This window comes from Actinomadura sp. NPDC048955 (assembly GCF_040649435.1).
GTDB lineage: Bacteria > Actinomycetota > Actinomycetes > Streptosporangiales > Streptosporangiaceae > Spirillospora > Spirillospora luteofluorescens.
Genome location: NZ_JBEZJI010000036.1, coordinates 57,025 through 77,523 on the forward strand (window position 1 = coordinate 57,025; position 20,499 = coordinate 77,523).

The 20,499-nt window shown below is 72.6% G+C and carries 15 protein-coding genes and 1 riboswitch; of the genes, 11 read left to right on the plus strand and 4 right to left on the minus strand.

Going from position 1 to position 20,499, the window contains the following annotated elements:
* Positions 1 to 34: 34 nt before the first annotated feature.
* Entirely contained in the window at positions 35 to 997 is a 963-nt protein-coding gene (locus AB0C84_RS29100; RefSeq protein WP_361072629.1) for a 4-hydroxy-3-methylbut-2-enyl diphosphate reductase, read from the plus strand.
* On the opposite strand, the gene AB0C84_RS29105 is transcribed toward AB0C84_RS29100, so the two are convergent.
* Both AB0C84_RS29105 and rmuC read right to left on the minus strand, forming a co-directional pair.
* Positions 994 to 1,608: a DUF6542 domain-containing protein gene (locus AB0C84_RS29105; protein ID WP_179843939.1), complete on the minus strand. Its 615-nt coding sequence runs from the start codon at positions 1,606 to 1,608 to the stop codon at positions 994 to 996. The genes AB0C84_RS29100 and AB0C84_RS29105 overlap by 4 nt on opposite strands.
* Complete coding sequence (gene rmuC, locus AB0C84_RS29110; RefSeq protein WP_361072632.1) at positions 1,605 to 2,990, minus strand: DNA recombination protein RmuC; 1,386 nt, start codon at positions 2,988 to 2,990, stop codon at positions 1,605 to 1,607. Before rmuC ends, AB0C84_RS29105 begins: the two co-directional genes overlap by 4 nt.
* 153 nt (positions 2,991 to 3,143) lie before the next feature.
* Here rmuC and ychF point away from each other — a divergent pair, with 153 nt between their 5' ends.
* From ychF to AB0C84_RS29145, 7 genes are all read left to right on the plus strand, one after another.
* Complete coding sequence (gene ychF, locus AB0C84_RS29115) at positions 3,144 to 4,235, plus strand: redox-regulated ATPase YchF (protein WP_258941160.1); 1,092 nt, start codon at positions 3,144 to 3,146, stop codon at positions 4,233 to 4,235.
* Between the two features lie 484 nt (positions 4,236 to 4,719).
* Positions 4,720 to 5,742, plus strand: a complete 1,023-nt coding sequence (locus AB0C84_RS29120; protein ID WP_361072637.1) for a conjugal transfer protein — start codon at positions 4,720 to 4,722, stop codon at positions 5,740 to 5,742.
* Between the two features lie 181 nt (positions 5,743 to 5,923).
* The gene (locus tag AB0C84_RS29125) at positions 5,924 to 8,887 is read left to right on the plus strand and encodes a TcpE family conjugal transfer membrane protein (RefSeq protein WP_361072639.1); all 2,964 of its coding nucleotides are present in this window, start codon (positions 5,924 to 5,926) and stop codon (positions 8,885 to 8,887) included.
* A gap of 166 nt (positions 8,888 to 9,053) precedes the next feature.
* Entirely contained in the window at positions 9,054 to 11,543 is a 2,490-nt protein-coding gene (locus AB0C84_RS29130) for an ATP-binding protein (RefSeq protein ID WP_361072642.1), read from the plus strand.
* The gene (locus AB0C84_RS29135) at positions 11,540 to 14,026 is read left to right on the plus strand and encodes a type IV secretion system protein (protein WP_361072645.1); all 2,487 of its coding nucleotides are present in this window, start codon (positions 11,540 to 11,542) and stop codon (positions 14,024 to 14,026) included. Before AB0C84_RS29130 ends, AB0C84_RS29135 begins: the two co-directional genes overlap by 4 nt.
* Entirely contained in the window at positions 14,026 to 14,667 is a 642-nt protein-coding gene (locus AB0C84_RS29140) for a hypothetical protein (RefSeq protein WP_258941164.1), read from the plus strand. The genes AB0C84_RS29135 and AB0C84_RS29140 overlap by 1 nt, the downstream gene beginning before the upstream one ends.
* On the plus strand, positions 14,664 to 15,722 hold the full coding sequence (locus AB0C84_RS29145) for a bifunctional lytic transglycosylase/C40 family peptidase (protein ID WP_179843932.1): 1,059 nt from the start codon (positions 14,664 to 14,666) through the stop codon (positions 15,720 to 15,722). Before AB0C84_RS29140 ends, AB0C84_RS29145 begins: the two co-directional genes overlap by 4 nt.
* Before the next feature lie 13 nt (positions 15,723 to 15,735).
* Here AB0C84_RS29145 and AB0C84_RS29150 read toward each other — a convergent pair whose 3' ends face one another.
* Entirely contained in the window at positions 15,736 to 16,257 is a 522-nt protein-coding gene (locus AB0C84_RS29150; protein ID WP_258941166.1) for a MarR family transcriptional regulator, read from the minus strand.
* Positions 16,258 to 16,318: 61 nt separating this feature from the next.
* Here AB0C84_RS29150 and AB0C84_RS29155 point away from each other — a divergent pair, with 61 nt between their 5' ends.
* From AB0C84_RS29155 to AB0C84_RS29165, 3 genes are read left to right on the plus strand one after another with little or no spacing between them, the layout of a single operon-like run.
* Entirely contained in the window at positions 16,319 to 17,596 is a 1,278-nt protein-coding gene (locus tag AB0C84_RS29155; RefSeq protein WP_361072650.1) for an amidohydrolase family protein, read from the plus strand.
* An 18-nt stretch (positions 17,597 to 17,614) separates the two neighbouring features.
* Positions 17,615 to 18,391 (plus strand): Mut7-C RNAse domain-containing protein, encoded by a 777-nt coding sequence (locus tag AB0C84_RS29160; protein ID WP_361072653.1) that lies wholly within the window; start codon positions 17,615 to 17,617, stop codon positions 18,389 to 18,391.
* Positions 18,392 to 18,419: 28 nt separating this feature from the next.
* A complete protein-coding gene (locus AB0C84_RS29165; RefSeq protein ID WP_361072692.1) occupies positions 18,420 to 18,806 on the plus strand; it encodes a (deoxy)nucleoside triphosphate pyrophosphohydrolase in 387 nt (128 codons plus the stop codon).
* 515 nt (positions 18,807 to 19,321) lie between these two features.
* On the opposite strand, the gene AB0C84_RS29170 is transcribed toward AB0C84_RS29165, so the two are convergent.
* On the minus strand, positions 19,322 to 20,338 hold the full coding sequence (locus AB0C84_RS29170; RefSeq protein WP_338740234.1) for an NlpC/P60 family protein: 1,017 nt from the start codon (positions 20,336 to 20,338) through the stop codon (positions 19,322 to 19,324).
* A gap of 7 nt (positions 20,339 to 20,345) precedes the next feature.
* Positions 20,346 to 20,481: riboswitch (cyclic di-AMP (ydaO/yuaA leader) on the minus strand.
* Positions 20,482 to 20,499: the final 18 nt, after the last annotated feature.

A 20,499-nucleotide genomic window follows, 5' to 3' on the forward strand; every position in this document is an offset into this window, starting at 1 on the left:
TCGGTCACAGCCCGGCCCCTCGTACGATGGACCCATGACCTCCACCCAGCGCCGTGTCCTGCTCGCCAAGCCGCGTGGTTACTGCGCGGGCGTCGACCGGGCCGTGCAAGCGGTCGAGATCGCCCTGGAGAAGTACGGGGCCCCGATCTACGTCCGCAAGCAGATCGTCCACAACGTGCACGTCGTGAAGACGCTGGAGGAGCGTGGCGCGATCTTCGTGGAGGAGACCGAGGAGGTCCCCGAGGGCTCCATCGTGGTGTTCTCCGCCCACGGTGTGGCGCCCGTCGTGCACGAGGAGGCCAGTGGTCTGGACCTGCGCACCATCGACGCGACGTGCCCGCTGGTGACCAAGGTCCACAAGGAGGCCGTCCGGTTCGCCGCCGACGACTACGACATCCTGCTGATCGGCCACGAGGGCCACGAGGAGGTCATCGGCACCACCGGCGAGGCCCCCGACCACATCCACCTCGTGGACGGCCCGGACGACGTCGCCAACGTGACCGTCCGCGACCCCGAGAAGGTCGCGTGGCTGTCGCAGACCACGCTGTCGGTCGACGAGACCGTCGCCACCGTCGAGAAGCTCCGCGAGCGGTTCCCCAAGCTGATGGACCCGCCCTCCGACGACATCTGCTACGCCACCCAGAACCGGCAGGTCGCGGTGAAGGAGATGGCGGCGCAGGCGCAGCTCGTCATCGTGGTGGGATCGACCAACTCCTCCAACTCCGTCCGCCTGGTCGAGGTCGCCAAGGAGCACGGCGCCGACGCCGCCTACCTGGTCGACTACGCCAAGCAGATCGACCCGGCCTGGCTTGAGGGCGTCGCCACGGTGGGCGTCACGAGCGGCGCGTCCGTCCCGGACGAGCTCGTCCAGGAGGTCCTCGCCTGGCTCGCCGAGCGCGGCTACGGCGAGGCCGAGGAGATCGAGTCCGTCGAGGAGAGGATGCGGTTCTCCCTGCCGAAGGAGCTCCGCAAGGACCTGCGCATCACGCCCGTCTAACCCGCGCCCCCGGAGGGCGGCCGGTCGCTGCGGGCGTGGCGGCCCTCCTTGGGCGTGCCGGGGGACTCGTCCCACCGGACGGGGTTCTCGTTCTCCTCCTTCTCGAAGAGGCGGACCCCGACCAGCTTGTCGTGCAGCTCCCGGGCGTTCGTCAGGACGCCGCGCGCCAGGCAGATCACGACCACGAGCAGCGTGCCGAAGAACAGCCACGGCGCGGTCGCCGCGAGCGCGGTGAACACGCCCACCGTGACGCCGCGCAGCAGCGAGCCCTCGCCGAGCGTCGTGACGAGCACGACCGTGAGCGTGGCGGCGAGGAACACCAGCGGCGGGCTGACGACGAGCGTGAGCAGGTCGGCGGGACGGGTCGCGAACGCGGCGAGCGCGCAGCCGATCGCGAACCCGGCGCCGGCGAGCAGCGGCACGCCGAACCACCGCGACAGCAGCCCGCACAGCACCCCGGCGGCGAACATGACCACGATGCCGCCGCGGCCGGTCAGCGTGACCGGGCCGGCCGACTCCGAGCGGGACGGACCGCCGCGCCGGCGCCGCGCCGGACGATCCGGGGACGCCGAGGCGCCGCCCGGCGCGTCGCGTACCGTCGATGAACTCATCGCCACCTCTTCCCCGTGGGAGGCGGACCCCCCACACGCCCCGGCCCGTTCCGCTCTTGGACGTTCCGCGGATCGCCCTGCTCGGGGACGCGCCCGCCGGGACCCGCCGCACCCGCGGCGGGGCCAGGCCGGGAATGGTCCCGATCAGGCAGATGGTCCTCGTCGTCGAAAAGTTCGTCGTATGCGGTCAGTTCGGCCGCGGACAGAGCGCGGGGGCTCTCCTCGACAGGATGGGGGCTTTCCAGGCCGTCGTCCACCACTCCGAGCTCGTTCAGCTTGCGCGCACTGACCAGAACGCGCGTCTCCAGGGATCCGACCGTCCGGTTGTAGGACTTGATGGCGCCGGTCAGCGCGCGGCCGAGCTCGTCGACGTGCTGCCCCATCGTGCCCAGCCGCTCGTACAGCTCCCGGCCCAGATCGAAGACCGCGCGGGCGTTGCGGGAGAGGGCCGCCTGCTGCCACGCGTAGGACGCCGTCCGCAGCATCGTGATGAGGGTGGTCGGCGTGGCGATGTGCACGCGCCGCCTCATCGCGTACTCCAGCAGGCCGGGGTCGCGGTCGAGGGCGGGCGCCAGGAACGCCTCGCCCGGGATGAACAGCACGACGAACTCCGGAGCCGGGCTGAACGCCTGCCAGTACGACTTGGCCGACAGACGGTCGACATGGTCGCGCAGGTGCCGCGCGTGCGCGTCCAGCCGCACGGGGTCGCCGCTCTCCGCCGCCTGCAGGTAAGCGGCCAGCGAGACCTTGGAGTCGACCACGATGCTCTTGCCACCGGCCAGCCGCACCACCATGTCGGGACGGACCGCGCCGTCGGCGGTGACCGCGCTGGCCTGCTCGTCGAAGTCACAGTGGTGCGTCATCCCGGCCAGCTCCACGACGCGGCGGAGCTGGAGCTCGCCCCAGCGCCCCCTGGCCTCCGGGCGCTGCAGCGCCCGCACGAGCGACTGCGTCTCGCGCCGGAGCTGGTCGGAGCTCTGCCGGACGAAATCGACCTGCTTGGCCAGCATGGCGTGCGACTCGCGGCGCCCCGTCTCCACCTCGCGGAGCTGCTCCTCCACCTTGGCGAGCGTCTCCTTGAGCGGCGCGACCAGGTGCTCGACGGCCTGCTGGCGCCGCTGCAGCTCCCCGGCCGCCTCGACGCCGGCCGCCTTGAGCCGCGCGTCCGCCAGCTCCAGGAACCGCTGGTTGCTGGCGTCCAGGGCCTTGGCCGACAGGTTCTCGAAGTGCTCGGCCATCCGCTCCTCGGCGTAGGCGAGCTTCTCCTCGGCCGCGCGCGCCCGCGCGATCAGCGCGCCCTGCCTGCCCGTCGCGAGCGCGTACCCGGCGACGGCGCCGAAGACGGCGCCGACGAGGAGTCCGGCGAACAGCGCGAGGTCCATCCGCTCATCGTGACAGCGCGTCCGCGTTCGGCGACCGCGACGCGCCGGGATGCCCCGCGTCACCGGACATTTGGCCCAGTGTTCACCAGAGGGAGGCCGTACGGAGGTTCCGGGCAGCCCGAGGGGTCCGTGACGCCCATAAACTTGACGGCCGTGAGCCTCTCCATCGGAATCGTCGGGCTGCCCAACGTCGGCAAGTCGACGCTCTTCAACGCGCTGACCAAGAACGACGCGCTGGCCGCCAACTACCCGTTCGCGACCATCGACCCCAACGTCGGCGTGGTCGGGGTGCCCGACCCGCGGCTGACCGTGCTGGCCGAGCTGTACGGCTCGCAGAAGGTGATCCCGGCGACGATGGAGTTCGTCGACATCGCGGGCATCGTCAAGGGCGCGTCCGAGGGGCAGGGGCTCGGCAACAAGTTCCTCGCCAACATCCGGGAGACCAACGCGATCTGCCAGGTCATCCGGGCGTTCGACGACCCGGACGTCACGCACGTGGACGGCGACGTCGCCCCGTCCCGCGACATCGAGACGATCAACACCGAGCTGATCCTGGCCGACCTCCAGACGATCGAGAAGGCGCTGCCGCGCCTCGACAAGGAGGCCCGGACCAAGAAGGACAAGGACAAGCTCGCCGTCGTCGACGCCGTCAACGCCGCGCAGAAGCTCCTGAACGACGGCGTCACGCTGTTCGCGGGCGCCGGGCCGGCCGGGGTCGACCTGGAGCTGCTGCGCGAGCTGCACCTGCTCACCGCCAAGCCGTTCCTCTACGTCTTCAACCTGGACGAGAGCGAGCTGACCGACGAGGCCCTGCGCGAGCGCCTGAGCGCCCTGGTCGCCCCGGCCGAGGCGATCTTCCTGGACGCCAAGATCGAGGCGGAGCTGATCGAGCTGCCCGACGACGAGGCGCTCGAACTGCTGCAGGGGATGGGGCAGGAGGAGTCCGGACTGTCGCAGCTCGTCCGGATCGGGTTCGCCACCCTCGGTCTCCAGACGTACCTGACGGCGGGGCCCAAGGAGTCGCGCGCCTGGACGATCCCCGTGGGCGCCACCGCGCCGGAGGCCGCCGGCGTCATCCACACCGACTTCCAGCGCGGCTTCATCAAGGCCGAGATCGTCTCCTTCGGCGACCTGACCGCGGCGGGCTCGATGGCCGCCGCCCGCACCGCCGGGAAGGTGCGCATGGAGGGCAAGGACTACGTCATGCAGGACGGCGACGTCGTGGAGTTCCGCTTCAACGTCTGACCGCGGCCCGTCGCGGCCCGTCGCGGCCCATCGCGGCCCGCCGTGGGCCGGGAAGGCGTCGTGATCCGTGTGATTTTGGCGACACGGGATGCCCCTGCGGCCCGCGTGCCGGATGAGCTGGGTGTTTTAGTGCTCAGTGTCGCTTTTGTGGCGTCATGTCGGTTATTTCGGCGCGGCGAATGGCGGGTACCGTCGCGATCCCGTGACCGAGTCACTTCTGAGGCGTCCCGCTTGTCCGTTACCTAGGCTTGCGCGCCCTTCGGAGCCCTGGGTAGGAGAACGTCACCGTTTGGCAATCCTCCCCGTTCCTGCTGAGGTGGATTGCATTATCCGCAACCGCGTGCCGGGGCTGTGTTTCGCTGGGATGCGCTGGAACAATTGACGCCCGTGGTTACCCTGGGCCCGAGGTGGGTTCGGAAAAGCCACCGACATGACCGGGCAACAGGACCGCGCCGACCGGGGGCGAGGCGCGAGCGGAGGCAGGATGGCTCGCAGGTCGGCCGTGGGACGCGGCCGTGACACCGCCGTAGTCGAGGAGACCGCGGCGCCCGGCCGGGCGCTCGCGTCGTCCGCCGACCCGTGGGACCTGCCCGAGCGCGGCCGCGGACGGTCCGGCGGCGGTTCGCGCGGCGGGGGCACCGGGGGCCGCTGGGGCGGCTCCGGCGGGCGCTGGTGGGTCTGGGTCGGCCGCGCCGTGCTGTGGGCCCTGATCCTCGTCATCCTCGTCAACGGCATCCGCGCCCCGTTCGAACGATTCAACGCCGACGACACGCCCAGCGGCGGCACCCCGGCCAAGACCCCGAGGAGCGCCGGGTTCCCCAGCAGCGCCGCGGGCGCCTTCGCCCTCCAGTTCGCCAACGTCTACCTCAACTTCGACCAGAAGACGGCGCCCGCCCGCGAGGCGCAGCTGCGGACCTTCCTGCCCGACGGCGCCGACGCCCAGTACGGCTGGAACGGCGTCGGCAAGATGCAGGTGCAGTCCGTCCAGGTCGCCGGCGTCGACGCCCGCGACGCCAGCAACGCCACCGTGACGCTCCTGGCCCGCACCGCCGACCGCTGGCTCCGCCTCGCCGTCCCGGTGTACGCCGACCGGAGCGGCTCGCTGGTCGTCTCCGCCCGTCCCGCCCTGCTCCCGCCTCCGATCAAGGCGCAGCTTCCCCAGGACGGCGTCCAGGACCGCGACGCTTCGCTCGAAACCGAGCTCCAGCCCTTCCTCAGCACCTTCTTCCAGGAGTACGCGAACGGCAACCAGGCGGCCCTGTCCCGCTTCTCCAACGGGGCGACCATCGCCGGCATGGCCAAGTCCGTCGTCTTCGTCCAGGTCAAGGAGGTCGTCGCGCCGAGGGGGCCTGATGGCTCGCGCACCGTCACCGCGACCGTGGTGTGGCAGCCCGCGGGAGGCGGCGGCGGTGAGCTCGAACAGAGCTACCAGCTTGCAATGGTGAAAAAGGGGACGACCTGGCTCGTCCAAGACATTCGCGGCACCACGCAGCCGAACGCATCATGAGAGGCCGCGAAGTGAGCACCACCACCATCTGCCCGGCGACCGGAATCGGAGCGGCCTTTCACCTACCGGACATCATCGAGACCACGGCCAAGGCGATCGCCGAGGCCCCAGGCGTGAACGCCTGACCTCGGGCGGAGGTCGTCAGGCGGCACGGTGCTCGCGCAGTTAGGGGAGTAGGGGCGTGGATCTACCCACGTACACGAACATCTGGCGCATCGAGAAGCGGCTCTACAAGCTGTACGACCTGCGGCTTCCGATGCCGCTGCCGCTGGTCCAGATCGGCGTCTTCCTCGGCGTCTTCGTGCCGTGGATCGGGCTGCTCCGGCTCGTCGGGATCCCCTTCGCCTCCCCCTGGCACGTGCTCTACATCGTCCCGCCGGGCGTGCTCACCTGGCTGGCGACCCGCCCCGTCATCGAGGGCAAGAGGCTCACCGAGCTGCTGCTCTCCCAGAGCCGCTACCTCGCCGAACCCCGCACCTGGTGCCGCCTGACCCCCATCCAGGAGCCCGACGAGGTCGTCATCGTGGCCCGCGTCTGGCGGCGCACCGGAAGCCCCGCCCCGGCCGCCGCCATGGAACGTGCCGCGATCAAGACCCGCCGCCGCGCCCGCCGCCGCGCCGCCGAACCGGAACCCGCCGCGGCCCCCGCCGCGACCCCGGTCCTGATCCCGCGCCCCGCGGTCGCCGCCACCGCCCCGTCGCTGGTCGAGTACGCGGCCCAGCGCGAGTCCGTCCCCGCCGCCCTCCCCGCGGCGCAGTTCCCCACGGCCCCCGAGCCCGCTGCCCCGCCCGCCACGCCCGAGCCCCTCGTCCCGCCCAAGGCGTGGCGTCGCACGACCCGCGACATCTCGCACGAGGACGACGTCCTGGCCTTCCCCGCCGGCGTCGAGCAGCCCCCGGCGACACCGCGGCTCGAGGTCCCCCCGCCCGCCCCGCCCCCCGGCTCCGGCAAGCGAGCCCTGGCCTCAGGCGTCCGCCGCCCCGGCGAGCAGGCCGAGTTCTGGCAGGCCGTCCCGGTCGGCGACACCCGGCCCGACGTCCCCCAGCAGCCCGCCCCCGGGGCCGCCGAGGAGATCGAGGGCACCCCCGAACCGCCCCCGCGCGAGAACGAGCCCGCGGCGCCGAGCGTCCGCTGGGTTCGCCCCGCCGAACCCGGCGACGGCGTCACGCGGCAGCCGCCCACCGAGCCCGACCAGGCCCACGCCGCCGACGGCGAGCGCGTCCGCGCGACGCAGGCCTTCAACGGAGAGCCCGGCGACAGAAAGATCGCCGGCACCCGCGCCCCGGACCAGCAGCCCCCCTCACCCACCCGCCCCGACGTCCCCCTGGTCCCCGGCGCCTTCGGCGCCACCCCCCAACAGCCCGCACCCCCAGCACCCCCCTCCGCGCGCCCGGAGCGCCCCGCCGCGCAGGCGCAGCCGCCCACCGCGCCGGAGCAAACCCCCGCCCCCTTGGCACAGCCCCCCGCCGCGCCGGAGCGCCCAGCCGCACAAGTGCAGCCCCCCGCCGCGCCGGAGCAACCCTCTGCGTCCTCGGAGCAACGCCCCGCACGTCCGGAGCGTCCTGCCGCGCAGGCGCAGCCGCCCGCCGCGCCCGAGCAGGCCCCAGCGCCCTTGGCGCGGCCCTTCGCGCGTCCGGAGCGGCCTGCCGCGCAGGCGCAGCCGCCTGTCGCGCCGGAGCAGGCCCCCGCGTATCCGGAGCGTCCTGCCGCGCGTTCGGAGCAGGTTGGCGCGCAGGCGGAGCCGCCCGTCGAGCCTGGGCGATCCCCCGCGCACTCGGAGCCGCCTGTCGCGCCGGAGCAGGCCCCCGCGCCCCCGGCGCAGCCTCCTGTGCGGGCGGTGCCGCCGGAGTTGCGGCCTGGGTGGACGGTGCAGCGGCCGCCCGGGGCGGTGGAGCGGGAAGAGTCGCGGCCCGAACTGCCTGCCGCGTCGGCGGAGCGGCCTGTGCCGCCGCAGGCGCCGCCGGTGCGTCCCGCTGCGGCGGCGGAGCAGCCCGGGGTGTTGCGGGAGCCGCCCAGGCCCTGGTCGAAGGGGTTGTCCAAGCCGCCGCGGCCGGGCACCGCTCCCGAGCCGGTGGCGCCGCCTGCGCAGGACGTCCCGCCCGTGGCGCCGCCGCGTCCGGTGGAGGCCCCTCGTCCGGTGGAGGAGGAGGCGCCGCCGCGGGAGGTGCGTTCGCAGCCCGCCTCGCCCGTCCGGCCGCGGCCGCTGCCGCCGCCTCCGGCGCCCCCGCCGTCCGGTCCGGCGATCACCCCGCCCGGTCCCGAGCACGAGGTGACGTCCGGCGGGCTCCGGCGGCTCATCCACGCCGTCGGCGGCGGGCACGGCGAGGTCGACGCCGACTACCAGCAGCGGATCCAGCAGCCGTTCCACGGGACGCGGCACGTCGTCGTGCTCGGCTGCACCGGCGGCGCCGGGCAGACCGTCACGGCGCTGATGCTGGGGCACACGTTCGCGCAGCACAACGGCGAGCCGGTCGTGGCGATCGACGTCAACCCCGGGCCGGGCGCGCTCGCGCGGCGCACCCGCAGCGACACCAACGAGACGCTGACCGGGCTCATCACGCGCGCCGACCAGGTGTCCAGCCTCACCGCCATGCGCCGCTACACCTCGCAGGCCAAGTCCGGCCTCGACGTCATCGCGGCGGGCAAGAACCCGCTGCAGGCGCTCGACGACCGCGACTACGCGCTCGCGATCCGCACGCTCGACAAGTTCTACTCGGTGACGCTGCTGGACGCGGCCGCCGCCGTGGTGGCGCGCGTCCTGCCCTACGCCGACCAGATCGTCCTCGTCGCGCCGGCGAGCGCCGACGCGCCCCGCGCCGTCGCGATGACGTTCGAGTGGCTGGACGGCCACGGCTACGAGGAGCTGCGGTCCCGCGCGGTGACGGTCATCAACGGGGTGAGCCGCCGCAGCATGGACGACGTCGAGCAGGCCGAGGCCGTGGCGCGGGGCCGCTGCCGGGCGCTGGTGCGCATCCCGTGGGATGATCACCTGAGCATGGACCGCGCGCCGCGCAACGAGCTGAAGTCGTTGCGCACGCCGACGCGGCGTGCCTATCTTGCCCTCGCCGGCGTCGTGGCCGGCGGCTTCACCGTCATGCCCGAGCGTTACCAGGAGCTTCAGCAGGAGCAGGAGGCCACCCGATGAGCGCCCCTCGCGGGCATCGAGCGGAGACCGCAGTGAACCGGGCATTGCTGGCGGACGCGCCTGACGTTCATGACCGTCCGGATGGCGAACACTCTCCCGGGCAGCCCTGTGCGGCCGTCCGGCGGTGGAGAGAATCGTTGATCGGAACCGGCGTCGGGAGGGCGGCATGAGCAAGTCGAGCCGACTGGCCGTGCGGTACTTCGACGACCGCGTCCTGCTGACCGACAGCGCCGCCTGGGCCTACTTCCGGCTCCCCACGGTGTCCTACGAGTTCACGACCGGTGAGGAGCGCGAGGCGCTCGCCACCAACATCACCATCGCGCTGGCCGGCATCCGCATGCCGGACGCCGAGGTCCACCTGCGGATCGGGCACCGTACGTATCCGGCGGCCGAGTGGGCGCTGGCGCTGGACGGGACGTCCGACGGCGGCGCCGGGTGGCGGGAGTACCTGGAGGAGACCTACGCCCACGTGTGGGCCAAGGACTTCTGGACCAAGGAGGTCTACCTCGGGGTGCGGCTCGGCCCGCGCGGCATGGGCGCGCAGCTGTCGGGCGGCGTCCTGGCGCAGCTGCTGAGGGCCTACAAGCGCAGTGAGAGCGTGCTCGGCGTGCACGACGACGCGGTCGACAAGAAGGAGATCGCGCGCTGGACGGACCAGTCCGAGCGGGTCGGCCGCGCGCTCGGCGGTTCCGCCCTGTACGCCAGGCACGCCACCTCCAACGAGGTCGCGTGGCTGTTCCAGCACGCGGTGACGGGGTCGCTGGCCGATCCGCCGCCGTCCGCCGTCCCGCGCCGGACGTGGGGCAAGGGCGAGATCGAGTCGCTGGTGGAGGGCGCCATCCACAACGGGCGCTCGTACCTGCGGATCGAGCAGCCGAACTTCACCGGGGCGGGCGGCGGCGCCACGGCCGCGTCGTACGTCGCGTACCTGTCGTTCGCGCGGTTCCCCGACATGATGCCGTTCCCGGACGGCGAGCCCTGGTTCCACTACGCCGACGCGCTGCCGTTCCCCGTCGAGATCAGCGCGCGGATGAAGCTGATCCCGCCGGCGAAGGCGTCCAAGGACGTCTCGCGCAAGCTCGCGCACGCCCGCGACATGGACCAGCACATCCGGGAGGCGGGCGCGGAGGCGCCGATCGCGCTCGCGGAGCAGATCGACGCCGCCCGGATGCTGGAGCACGGCATCACCAAGGAGCGGCTGCCGTTCGTCTACGGGTGGCACCGGCTGATCGTGTCGGCGCCGACCGAGGACCTGCTCGCGCAGCGCGTGGACGCCGTCGTGGAGCACTACCGCGACATCGGCATCGACGTCGTCAACTCGACCGGCGACCAGTTCTCGCTGTTCCTGGAGTCGCTGCCCGGCGACCAGATCCGGCTGAACGCCTACGCGCAGCGCCAGCCGCTGCGCACCATCGCGGGCGGCATGCCGGTCGCGACCGTCGACCTCGGCGACCGTTCCGACGACGAGGGAGAGGGCTGGATCGGCCCCTACATCGGCGAGACGCTCGGCCGGGCCCGCGCCATCGTGCACTTCGACCCGCTCGTCGCCGCGGCGCGCAACCGGCCGACGGCCGTGGCGATCACCGGTGAGCCCGGCGGCGGCAAGACCACGCTCGCGCTGCTGCTGATCTACCAGATGGCGCTGCGCGGCGTCACCATCGCGGCGATCGACCCCAAGGGCGACGCCGAGTCGCTCGTGGAGCTGCTGAAGGCGCGGGGCAGGAGGGCGCGCATCCTGCCGCTCGGCTCGGCGGCGCCCGGCCTGCTCGACCCGTTCTCCTTCGGCGACGACCTCGCCACCAAGAAGATGATGGCGACCGAGACGCTGCGGCTGCTGCTGCCGCGGATGTCGGAGGAGCGCGAGTCCGCGATGATCCAGGCGGTCGGCGCGGTCGCCAACCGGGAGCAGCCCTCGCTCGGCCGGGTCGTCGACTACCTGGAGGGCGCCGACGACCCGGCGTCCAAGAACCTCGGCGCGGTGCTGCGCTCGATGTCGGAGATGCGGCTCGCGCGGCTGTGCTTCGACCCGTCCGGCGGCGAGCGCATCGACAGCGCCGGCTGGACGACCGTGTTCACGCTCGGCGGGCTCACCCTGCCGGACGTGACGATCCCGCGGGAGGACTACTCCTACGAGCAGCGGCTGTCGGTCGCGCTGATGTACCTGGTGTCGCAGTTCGCGCGGCGGCTGATGCACGGCCTCGACCGGCGGCTCCCGAAGGCGATCTTCCTGGACGAGGCGTGGGCGATCACCTCGACGCCGGAGGGGGCCAAGCTGGTGCCCGAGGTGTCGCGGATGGGACGCTCCCGCAACACCGCGCTGATCCTGGTCTCCCAGAACGCGGGGGACCTGCTGAACGAACAGGTGACGAACTGCCTGTCCTCGGTGTTCTCGTTCCGCTCCACCGAGCGGGTCGAGGTCGGCAACGTCATGTCCCTACTCGGGGTCGAGGCGTCCGACGAGCACAAGGCCGTGCTGCGCAACCTCGGCAACGGCGAATGCATCTTCCGTGACCTCGACGGCCGAGCGGGGCGCATCGGCGTCGACCTGATCTCCGAGGAACTGCAGCGTTGGCTGGACACCAACCCGACCCGGTCCCGTCCGGGCACGTCCGAACTCACCGCCGCGGGGGCCGAGGCCGAGGAGGTCTCCCGATGATGGGTTCCCGCGACGGGGCGGCGCGCCTGCAGCGCACGCCCGGCGAAGGAATCGACCGCAAGGCCCTCCGGCGTCGACCCAGGCGCCGCCGAAGCGCGCCGCGCACCCGCCGCTCGGTGATGCTGCTGGTCGTCATGGCGCTGTTCATGCTGGGTCCGCTGTCGCCGGCGTCCGCGTCGGTCCCGCAGCTTCCGAACCCGCTGAACGACGCGTGCAGCCCGGCCGACCATCCGGCGCCCGAGCAGTACGGATCCGGGACGGACGGCATGATCAAGCCGCCCGACTACCCGAACGAGAAGCTGCGGAAGACCCCGGTCGAGAAGCTCACGTACTACGACCGGTACGGCACCGCCGGGCAGACCTGGTACGCGGTCGACATGGGCTGCTCGGACGCGGTGTCGATGATGGGCAACGCGATCGCGAACACCGTGTTCACCCTCGTCCGGACGGTCGACCGGACGACGATCAGCGTCTACCAGGCGGCCGCGTCGGAGTCGCTGCTGAGCTGGCTGAAGGACACCGTCGACGGGGTCATCACCAACATCGGCAAGACGTTCAACGCCCGCTACTGGTCGTGGGTGATCATCCTCGGCGCGATGTGGCTGGCCTGGTGGGGGATCGTCCGCAAGCGGGCGAGCAAGGTCACCGAGGGCGTGGTCTGGATGGTCGCCGCGATGGTGGCGCTGACCTGGCTGATCACCCGGCCCGCGGACTTCACCACGCTCGGCAAGACGGTGTCCGACGCGACCAGCGCCGCGTTCAGCGCCGCGCTGCCACCGAGCGATACCAAGGGCGGGACGTGCGTTCCCGTCCCCGAGGGCAAGCCCGATCCCGCCACGTCGAAGGACATGGACCCGACGGCCCGCAACGCCAACGCGCTGTGGGTGGCGCTGGTCTGCAAGCCGTGGCTGCAGGGCGAGTTCGGCACCAGCGACCCCAACGCGAAGATCATCAAGCAGAACGCCGACAAGCTGCTCTGGGCGCAGGCGGTCGACCTTCCGGAGACCTACGGCACGAACAAGGTCGACCTGGGGAAGAAGGCCGACGCCTACAAGGACGTCACGAAGGACATCCACGACAACCATCCCCAGAACTACGCCCTCTTCCAGGGCAAGGACTGGCAGAACCGGCTGGGCGTCTCGCTCATCGCGCTGTTCGCGGCGCTGGTGGCGGGCCTGCTCATCATGGTCATCGCGCTCGCGCTGATCGTCGTGAAGATCGCGTTCCTGCTGCTCCTCGTCGCGGGGCCGATCTTCCTCGGGATCGGCATCCATCCCGGCGTCGGGCGCGTCGTCGCCATCCGCTGGCTCGAACTGCTGCTGTCGATGCTGCTGAAGCAGGCCGCGCTCATCGGGGTGCTGTCGCTGTTGCTGTGGGCGTACAGCCTGATCCTCGGCGAGACGCTGCCCTGGGGTCTCCAGGTGGTGCTGATCGCGCTGGTGACGTTCGCGGCGTTCGTGTACCGCAAGCCGTTCCAGCACCTGTTCGCCTCCGTCGGCTACTCGGCGGTCGGGGCGCGGGGCAAGGGCGAGGCGGAACTCGACAAGTCGATCGCGGCGGCACGCAAGAGCACCGAGGCGATGCCGCCGGTGGCGGCGTACCAGATGTTCCGCAAGGCCAAGAACGACCCGGCGATGGCGGCCGCCGTCGCGGGCGGCCTGACGGGCGGCGTGGTGGCCGGCACGGTTGCCGCGGGCGACCGGTCGGCGCCCGGCGCGGGCACCGAGCAGTCGCCCGAGGACGCGCCGGTGCTCGCGGCCAAGCCGCGCGGCGCGGGCGCCGCGGCGGCGCAGGGCCGGTCCCGGCGCGGTGCTCCTCCGCTGAACCTGCCGACCAGGGCGGGCGCGCTCGGCGACCGCCGCACGGACGGCGGCAGGGCGGCCGCCAAGCCCGGCGGCGTCACCGTCGCGAAGGGCGGCGACGGTGAGGACGCCGGTGGCGGCGGGTCGAGTTCTGGCAAGGGCACCATCCGCCCGACCTCCTGGACGGGGCGCGGCGGAAAGGGCGGCGGCGTCTCCGGTGGTGGCGGCGGCTCGGGAGGCAGCGGCGGCTCCGGCGGCGGCTCCGGTGGCGGGTCGGGCGGCGGTTCCGGTGGTGGCTCGGGCGGCTCCGGCGGCGGTGGCGGCGGTGGCTGGTTCGGCGGTGGCGGCGGACGCTCGGGCGGCTCCGCAGCCCGCGGCCGCGGGCGCTCGGGCGGCGGCAACGGCGGTTCGGGCGGCTCCGGCGGCTCCGGCGGTGGTGGTGGCGGCTGGTTCGGCGGCGGCAACGGCGGTTCGGGTGGTTCCGGCGGCGGGTCCGGGAACGTCCCCCGGCAGCGCGGCCGTTCCGGCGGGGGCTCCAGGCCCTCGCGTCCCGAGCCCGGTGGGCAGGAGGCGCCCCCGCCGCTGTGGGGCAGGGGCGGCGGCTCCAACGCCAGCCCCCCGATCCCGTTCTGGCTGCGTCCGGTGGACCGGCGGTCCAGTGAGCCGGATCGGGACGAGTGATGAACCTGAACGACCGGCGGCGCAAGCTGCTGTTCGCGGGTCTCGTCGTGCTGCTCGCGGCCGTCGGCGTCTACCTGACGGTGGCCTCGCCTTCGGGCGGGTCCGATGACGAGCCGCAGGCCCGTCCGAGGGCGACGGCGTCGCAGGGACCGCAGGCCCCCGCGTCGCCGCCGCCGGGGATCGAGAAGCCCGTCGATCCGAACGACTTCGACGTCTACCGGCTGCTGCCGTTCTCCCGGCAGGAGTTCGCCACGGCGGCCGACCTGGCGCAGCGGTTCGTCGCCGCGTACGGGACGTATCGCTACGACGAGGCCCCCCAGACCTACGTGGCGCGCTTCGCCGGCCTGGCCACCTCCGAGCTCGGGCAGCGGCTCGGGCAGGGCGTGGCGACGCCGGGGATGGTGGAGGAGCGCCGCCGCGAGCAGCTCGTCGCGCAGGGCGCGGCGTCCCTCGACGAGGTCCGCGACATCGAGAACAACTCGATCATCTTCCTGGTGACCGGCCGGCAGCAGGTCACCAAGAACGGGCGGACCAGCAGCGACAGCAAGCAGTACGCGGTGACGGTGACGAGGGACGGCGGCACGCTGAGGGTCTTCTCGTTCGAGCCCGCCGACGCCGGACAGGCGGGTGACACGGGATGAGTCCGCGAAGGTTGCTGCTCGTCGGCGCCCTCGGCGTCGCCGCGGTGATGTTCGTGGCGCTGGTCTTCGTCCCGATCCTGTTCGGCGCGAGCCAGTTCCTGTTCGGCGGGGGGATCGGCGGTGGCGGCGGCTGCGTGAACGTCGCCGGTGCCGGCGCGCAGCCCGCGGCTGCGGCCGACGCGAAGTCCGTCCCCGTCGACTATTTGAAGCTGTACCAGGAGGCGGGCAAGAAGTACGGCATCCCGTGGAACGTCCTGGCGGGTGTCGGCAAGGTCGAGACCGACCACGGCAGGTCGACGATGCCGGGCGTCTCCAGCGGGGAGAACTACGCGGGCGCGGGCGGCCCCATGCAGTTCCTGGCCGCGACGTTCAAGGCGTTCGCGGTGGACGGCAACAAGGACGGCAAGAAGGACCGCTACGACCCGGCGGACGCCGTCCCGACCGCCGCCGCCTACCTCAAGCACAACGGCGCCCCGGAGCGCATGCGCACCGCGATCTTCCAGTACAACCACTCGTGGGACTACGTCGACCTCGTCCTCGACTGGGCGAAGCGCTACGTCGGGGGCGAGTTCAAGGCCGTCCAGGCGAACGGGATCAACTGCGAGGACAACGAGCTGCCCGCCAACGTCGGCGCCCTCGTCAAGACGATCATCGCGTTCGCGATGGCGCAGCGCGGCAAGCCGTACGTGTTCGGGGCGAACGGCCCGGACGCCTACGACTGCTCCAGCCTGATCCAGGCCGCCTACCGGCAGGTCGGTCTGAACCTGCCGCGCACGACGTTCGAGCAGTGGCCGTTCGGCGTGAAGATCGCCAAGGGCAAGGAGCAGCCCGGCGACCTGGTGTTCTTCAACTCCGGTCCCGGGACCTCGCCCGACAACCCCGGCCACGTCGGGATGGTCATCGGCGGCGGCAAGATGATCGTGGCGAGCTGCTCGGCCTGCGTGCCCGCGATCGGCGTGAAGACCTACAAGAAGCCGAACTGGATCGGGGTGACCCGCCCGCTCGCGCGTCCGGACTTCAAGAAGAAGGTGTCCGAGCTGGCCGCGCGCCAGTAGCCGCCCGGCGCGCTCAGCGGAACCGGCGCCTGCCCGCGACCAGCAGGACCTCGCGCAGCGCGTCGGCGGCGGCCCGGACGTCCTCCTGCGGCACCCGGGCCAGGACGTCCTCGTGCGCGGCCCCCGACGCGGCCAGCGCCCGCTCGGTGACGCGCAGCCCCTCCGCGGTGAGCTGGACGAACCGGCTGCGCGCGTCGCCCGCGTTGGCCTCGCGCTCCACGTAGCCGGCCTTCTGCAGCCGCTGCAGGACGTTGCTCGTCCCGCCCGAGGTGAGGAACGCCGACCGCGTGAGCTCGCTCGGCGTCAGCCGGTAGGGCTCGCCCTCCCGGCGCAGCACGGTCAGCACCTCGAACTCGGCGTAGGTGAGGCCGAGGTCGGCCAGGGGCCCGCGGAGGGCCTGCTGCACCAGCATGGCGACGCGCCCGGCGCGCTTGCTCAGTTCCAGCATCGCGAGGAGCGGCTCGGTCAGCCCGTCCCGCCGCCACGCGTCGGCCACGGAGTCGATCTCGTCCCTGCGCGCGCTCTCGTCCTGCACCCCACGAGCGTACTCGCTCCACCAGTTGCTTTTAGAAAAGCTAACTCTTAAGCTTTTAAGCATGACAAAGACTCTCCTGCTGACCAACGGGCTCGTCATCGACACCGCCCCCGAACCGACCGTGCTGGGCAACGCCGACGTGCTCGTCGAGGACGGCCGCATCGCCGCGGTCGGCCCGGACCTGGCGGCGCCGGACGGCGCCGAGACCATCGACGCGACCGGGCGCATCGTCATGCCGGGCTTCGTCGACACCCACCGGCACACCTGGCAGGCCGGGATCCGCGCCGTCCTGCCGGACGCCACGCTCCAGGCGTACCTGCACCGCGTCCTCGGCGAGCTGGCGCCCCGGTACCGGCCGGACGACGTGTACACCGGGACGCTCGCCGGCTCCCTGGAGTGCCTCGACTCCGGCATCACGACGCTGGTCGACTGGTCGCACATCCAGCTGAGCCCGGCCCACACCGAGGCGAACATCGCGGCGCTGCGGGCGTCCGGCATCAGGGCGGTGTTCGGGTACTGCTACGGCGGCGACGGCGACCTCGCCGCCGAGACCGGCCGCGTCCACCGCGAGAACTTCGGGTCCGGCGGCACGGTCACGATGGCGATGGCCGCGCTCGGCCCCGAGATCGCTGGCGACGAGCGCGCCCTCACCGAATGGCGGACGGCCCGTGACCTCGGCCTGCCGGTCACCGTGCACATGGGCGGCCACGGCGCTGAGAGCGCTGCGCGCGGCCTGGCGTTCCTCCGCGCCAACGGACTGATGGACTACCCGGCCATGTACGTGCACGCCAACTTCTACACCGACGAGGAGCTGAGGCGGATCGCCGGAAGCGGCGGCACCGTGTCGGTCACCCCCGCCGTCGAGGCCGCGCTGGGCATCGGCGCCCCGCCCACCGGCCGTGCCCGCGGCGCGGGTGCCCCGACCGGGCTCGGCGCCGACACGGTCGCCTCCGGCCCCGGCGACATGTTCAGCGTCATGCGCGCCGCCTACGTCCTCGAGCGGGGCCGCCCGGACGGCGCCGGCGCGGGCTTCACCACCGCCGACGCCCTGCGGACGGCCACGATCGAGGGCGCCGAGACCGCGGGGCTCGCGGACGTCACCGGATCGCTGACCCCGGGCAAGCAGGCCGACCTCCTCGTCCTGCGCACGGACGCCTTCGGCCTCGCGGCGGCCCACGACCCCATCGCGGCCGTGGTCCTGTCGGCGGACACGCGCAGCGTCGACACCGTTCTCGTGGGCGGACGCGTGGTCAAGCGCGGGGGAGTGCTGGTGGGCTGCGACGTCCCCGCCCTCCTGGCGTCCCTGGCGGACTCCGCCGCGCACGTGACGGCGGCCTGAACGTCGGCCGCGCGTGGCATGCTGATCGGCGTGGAGATAACGATCCGCGTTGCCGACGAGCTACTGATGTTCCTGCCCGCCACCCGGCGGGAGACCGAGGTGCGGGTGCCCTACGACGGGACCTCGACGCTGGGGCACCTCGTGGAGTCGCTGGGCGTGCCGCTGCCCGAGGCGGGCCCGATGACCGCCGACGGCGAGCCCGCCGGGCCCGCCACGCGCCCGGAGGCCGGGGCCGAGGTCCGCGTGGCGGCGGTGGAGCGCCCTCAGCCCGTGCCACTGGACCCGGGCCAGGTCGCCCCGCGCTTCCTCCTGGACGTGCACCTCGGCACGCTGGCCCGGCGCATGCGCCTGCTCGGCCTCGACACCGCCTACCACAACGACATGGACGACCCGGCGCTGGTCGTCCAGGCCAACGAGGAGCGCCGCGTCCTGCTCACCCAGGACCGCGGCCTCCTGCGCCGCCGCGCGCTGTGGTTCGGCGCCTACGTCCGCGGCTCGCGCCCTGACGACCAGCTCCGCGACCTGCTCGACCGCTTCGCGCCCGTCCTGCGCCCGTGGACGCGCTGCACCGCCTGCAACGGCGAGCTCGTCCCGGTCGACAAGCAGGAGATCGAGCGCGAGCTCCAGTCGGGCACGCGCCGCAGCTACGACGTCTACGGCCGCTGCGCCGGGTGCGGCCAGGTGTACTGGCGCGGGGCGCACGGCGACCACCTGGAGGAGATCGTCCGCGACGCCACGCGACTGGTCGACTCCCTCCGGGGGAACGGAACCGGAAAGACGGGCGCCGCGGTCTGATCACGAACAGGGAGAGGAGCTGATCACGATCGATCTCGTGGTGGTGGGGGCGGCGATCCTCGCGGACGGGCGGCTGCTGGCCGCCCAGCGCGCCGAGCCGCCGCACATGGCGGGCGGCTGGGAGCTCCCCGGCGGCAAGGTCGACCCCGGAGAGTCCGACGAGGACGCCCTGGTGCGCGAGTGCCACGAGGAACTGGCCGTCAAGGTACGCCTGGGCCGCCGCGTGGGCGGCGACTGGCGCCTGAGCACCCGCGCCGTCCTGCGCGTCTGGACGGCCGAACTGGTAGAAGGCGAGCCGCAAGCCCTGGAGCACCTACAACTCCGCTGGCTGACCCCGCCCGAACTCCAGAACGTCAACTGGCTCCCCGGCGACCGCCCGGTAATAGACCTCCTGGCCGAACAAGGCCTCGCCTAGCCTGTGTTTCACAGTCCCGGCCCGCTTCGGTCGCCTGGCGGCTGTGTTTCCACGTCCCGGCCCACTTCACTCGCCTGGCGGCTCGCTACGTGACCGAGCCTGGGCGAACGCCGCATCGCTTCGCGATCTGCCCGGCTCCGCTCGCCTCCGGCGTCGCTCCACCGGCCAGGTCACGCGTTCGTGTGGCATGGCCAAGGCGACTTCGAGACCGGCCCTAGCCGAAACGCGGCATCGCTTCGCGAGCAGCTCGGTCCCGCTCGCCTCCGGCGCCGCACCGGGCAGGTCATGCGTTCGCGCGTGACCGAGGCCGCTTCGGGACAGGCCCTAGCCCCCACTCGCCCGCGCTGACCTCAACCACCACAGCAACCACGCAACGACCTCAAGGCCGCGATCGCGTCCGAAGGCAGGTTCGAGCGAAGCGAGAACCTGATCGCGCAGCGAGCCGGAGCGATGCCAGCGATCGCCCGCTTTGTTCGACGATGGAGGGCCGCCAAGGCCCGAAGGAGGAGAAAAAGCTAAGAAATACGGTTCGCGCCTGCGAAGTCGGAGCGGTCGGAGAGTTTGGAGATCTTTACCACGTCGCCGGTCTGGGGGGCGTGGAGGTACTTGCCGTCGCCCAGGTAGATGCCCATGTGGTGGAGGTTGCCGCCGAAGTACACGAGGTCGCCGGAGCGGAGGGCGCCGCGCGAGACCTTCGAGCCCATGGCGAACAGGTCGCCGGTGTAGTGGGGGAGGCCGGGCTTGCCGACCTGGGCGTAGGCCCAGACGACGAGGCCGGAGCAGTCGAAGCTGCTCGGGCCGGCGGCGGCCCACACGTACGGGGAGCCGAGTTTGGTGAGGGCCTTGCGGGCCATCTTGGCGGGGAGGCCGGAGCCCTTCACGGTGGCGCTGAGGCCGGTGCGGGGGTCGCTCGCGTGGGTGGTGGTCAGCTTGTCGAGGCGCTTCATCACCTCGGAGACCTTGGTCTTGGCGGCCTCGCGGGTCTTCTTGGCGTCGTCCCAGGCCTTCTTGACCTGCGCGGTCTTCGCCTTCGCGGTGCGTTCCGCGGCGTCGGCCTGGTCGATCTGCTTCTTCAGGGCGAGGACGGCGGTGGCCTGGCTCTGCGCGAGGAAGGCGCGGTCGGACAGGCCCTCGGCGGAGGCGCCGGAGCCGAAGAGGACGTCGGGGCCCCCGGCCATGTAGTTCGCGGCGGCGAGGCTGCCGAGCTTCTGGCGGGCGGGCTCGGCGAGGGCGCGCAGCCGCTCGGCCTCCCTGGTGGCGTCCTGCTCGGCCTTGCGGGCCTTGTTGAACTCCACGCGGGCCTTGTTGAACTTCTCCGTGAGGATCTCGGCCTCTTCGTTCAGAGCGTCGAGGCTCTTGCGCAGGCCCTTCTCCGTCGTCGGCGTGGGGCTCGGCGCCATGGGCGCGGAGGCGGGCCGGAACGGCTGGGCGGCGTGGGCGAGGTCCGGCGCGGTGGCGCCGAGGCCGATCAGGAGCAGGGTCGCGGTGGCGGTGGGCAGGACGCGACGCCGCCGATGGGGATCCGGAGCCAAGCCGGTGTTCTCCTCTCCTCGTGCGCCTACCGGGTTAGCTGACGGGTTCGGGCCAGGAGTCGCCCTACGACGAACGTCGATTCACCCCGAGGTGATGGGTCCCCGGTTCTCCCGTCGTGCGGGAGATTCGGCGTTCCGGTCGCAGTCCCGGGGGGTGGGAC

What these genes read in the sequence shown, in the direction of transcription:
- AB0C84_RS29100 (WP_361072629.1), top strand. Translation starts at nt 35, where the DNA reads ATGACCTCCACCCAGCGCCGTGTCCTGCTCGCCAAGCCGCGTGGTTAC.
- AB0C84_RS29105 (WP_179843939.1), bottom strand. Translation starts at nt 1,608, where the DNA reads ATGAGTTCATCGACGGTACGCGACGCGCCGGGCGGCGCCTCGGCGTCC.
- rmuC (WP_361072632.1), bottom strand. Translation starts at nt 2,990, where the DNA reads ATGGACCTCGCGCTGTTCGCCGGACTCCTCGTCGGCGCCGTCTTCGGC.
- AB0C84_RS29120 (WP_361072637.1), top strand. Translation starts at nt 4,720, where the DNA reads ATGGCTCGCAGGTCGGCCGTGGGACGCGGCCGTGACACCGCCGTAGTC.
- AB0C84_RS29130 (WP_361072642.1), top strand. Translation starts at nt 9,054, where the DNA reads ATGAGCAAGTCGAGCCGACTGGCCGTGCGGTACTTCGACGACCGCGTC.
- AB0C84_RS29135 (WP_361072645.1), top strand. Translation starts at nt 11,540, where the DNA reads ATGATGGGTTCCCGCGACGGGGCGGCGCGCCTGCAGCGCACGCCCGGC.
- AB0C84_RS29140 (WP_258941164.1), top strand. Translation starts at nt 14,026, where the DNA reads ATGAACCTGAACGACCGGCGGCGCAAGCTGCTGTTCGCGGGTCTCGTC.
- AB0C84_RS29145 (WP_179843932.1), top strand. Translation starts at nt 14,664, where the DNA reads ATGAGTCCGCGAAGGTTGCTGCTCGTCGGCGCCCTCGGCGTCGCCGCG.
- AB0C84_RS29155 (WP_361072650.1), top strand. Translation starts at nt 16,319, where the DNA reads ATGACAAAGACTCTCCTGCTGACCAACGGGCTCGTCATCGACACCGCC.
- AB0C84_RS29160 (WP_361072653.1), top strand. Translation starts at nt 17,615, where the DNA reads ATGCTGATCGGCGTGGAGATAACGATCCGCGTTGCCGACGAGCTACTG.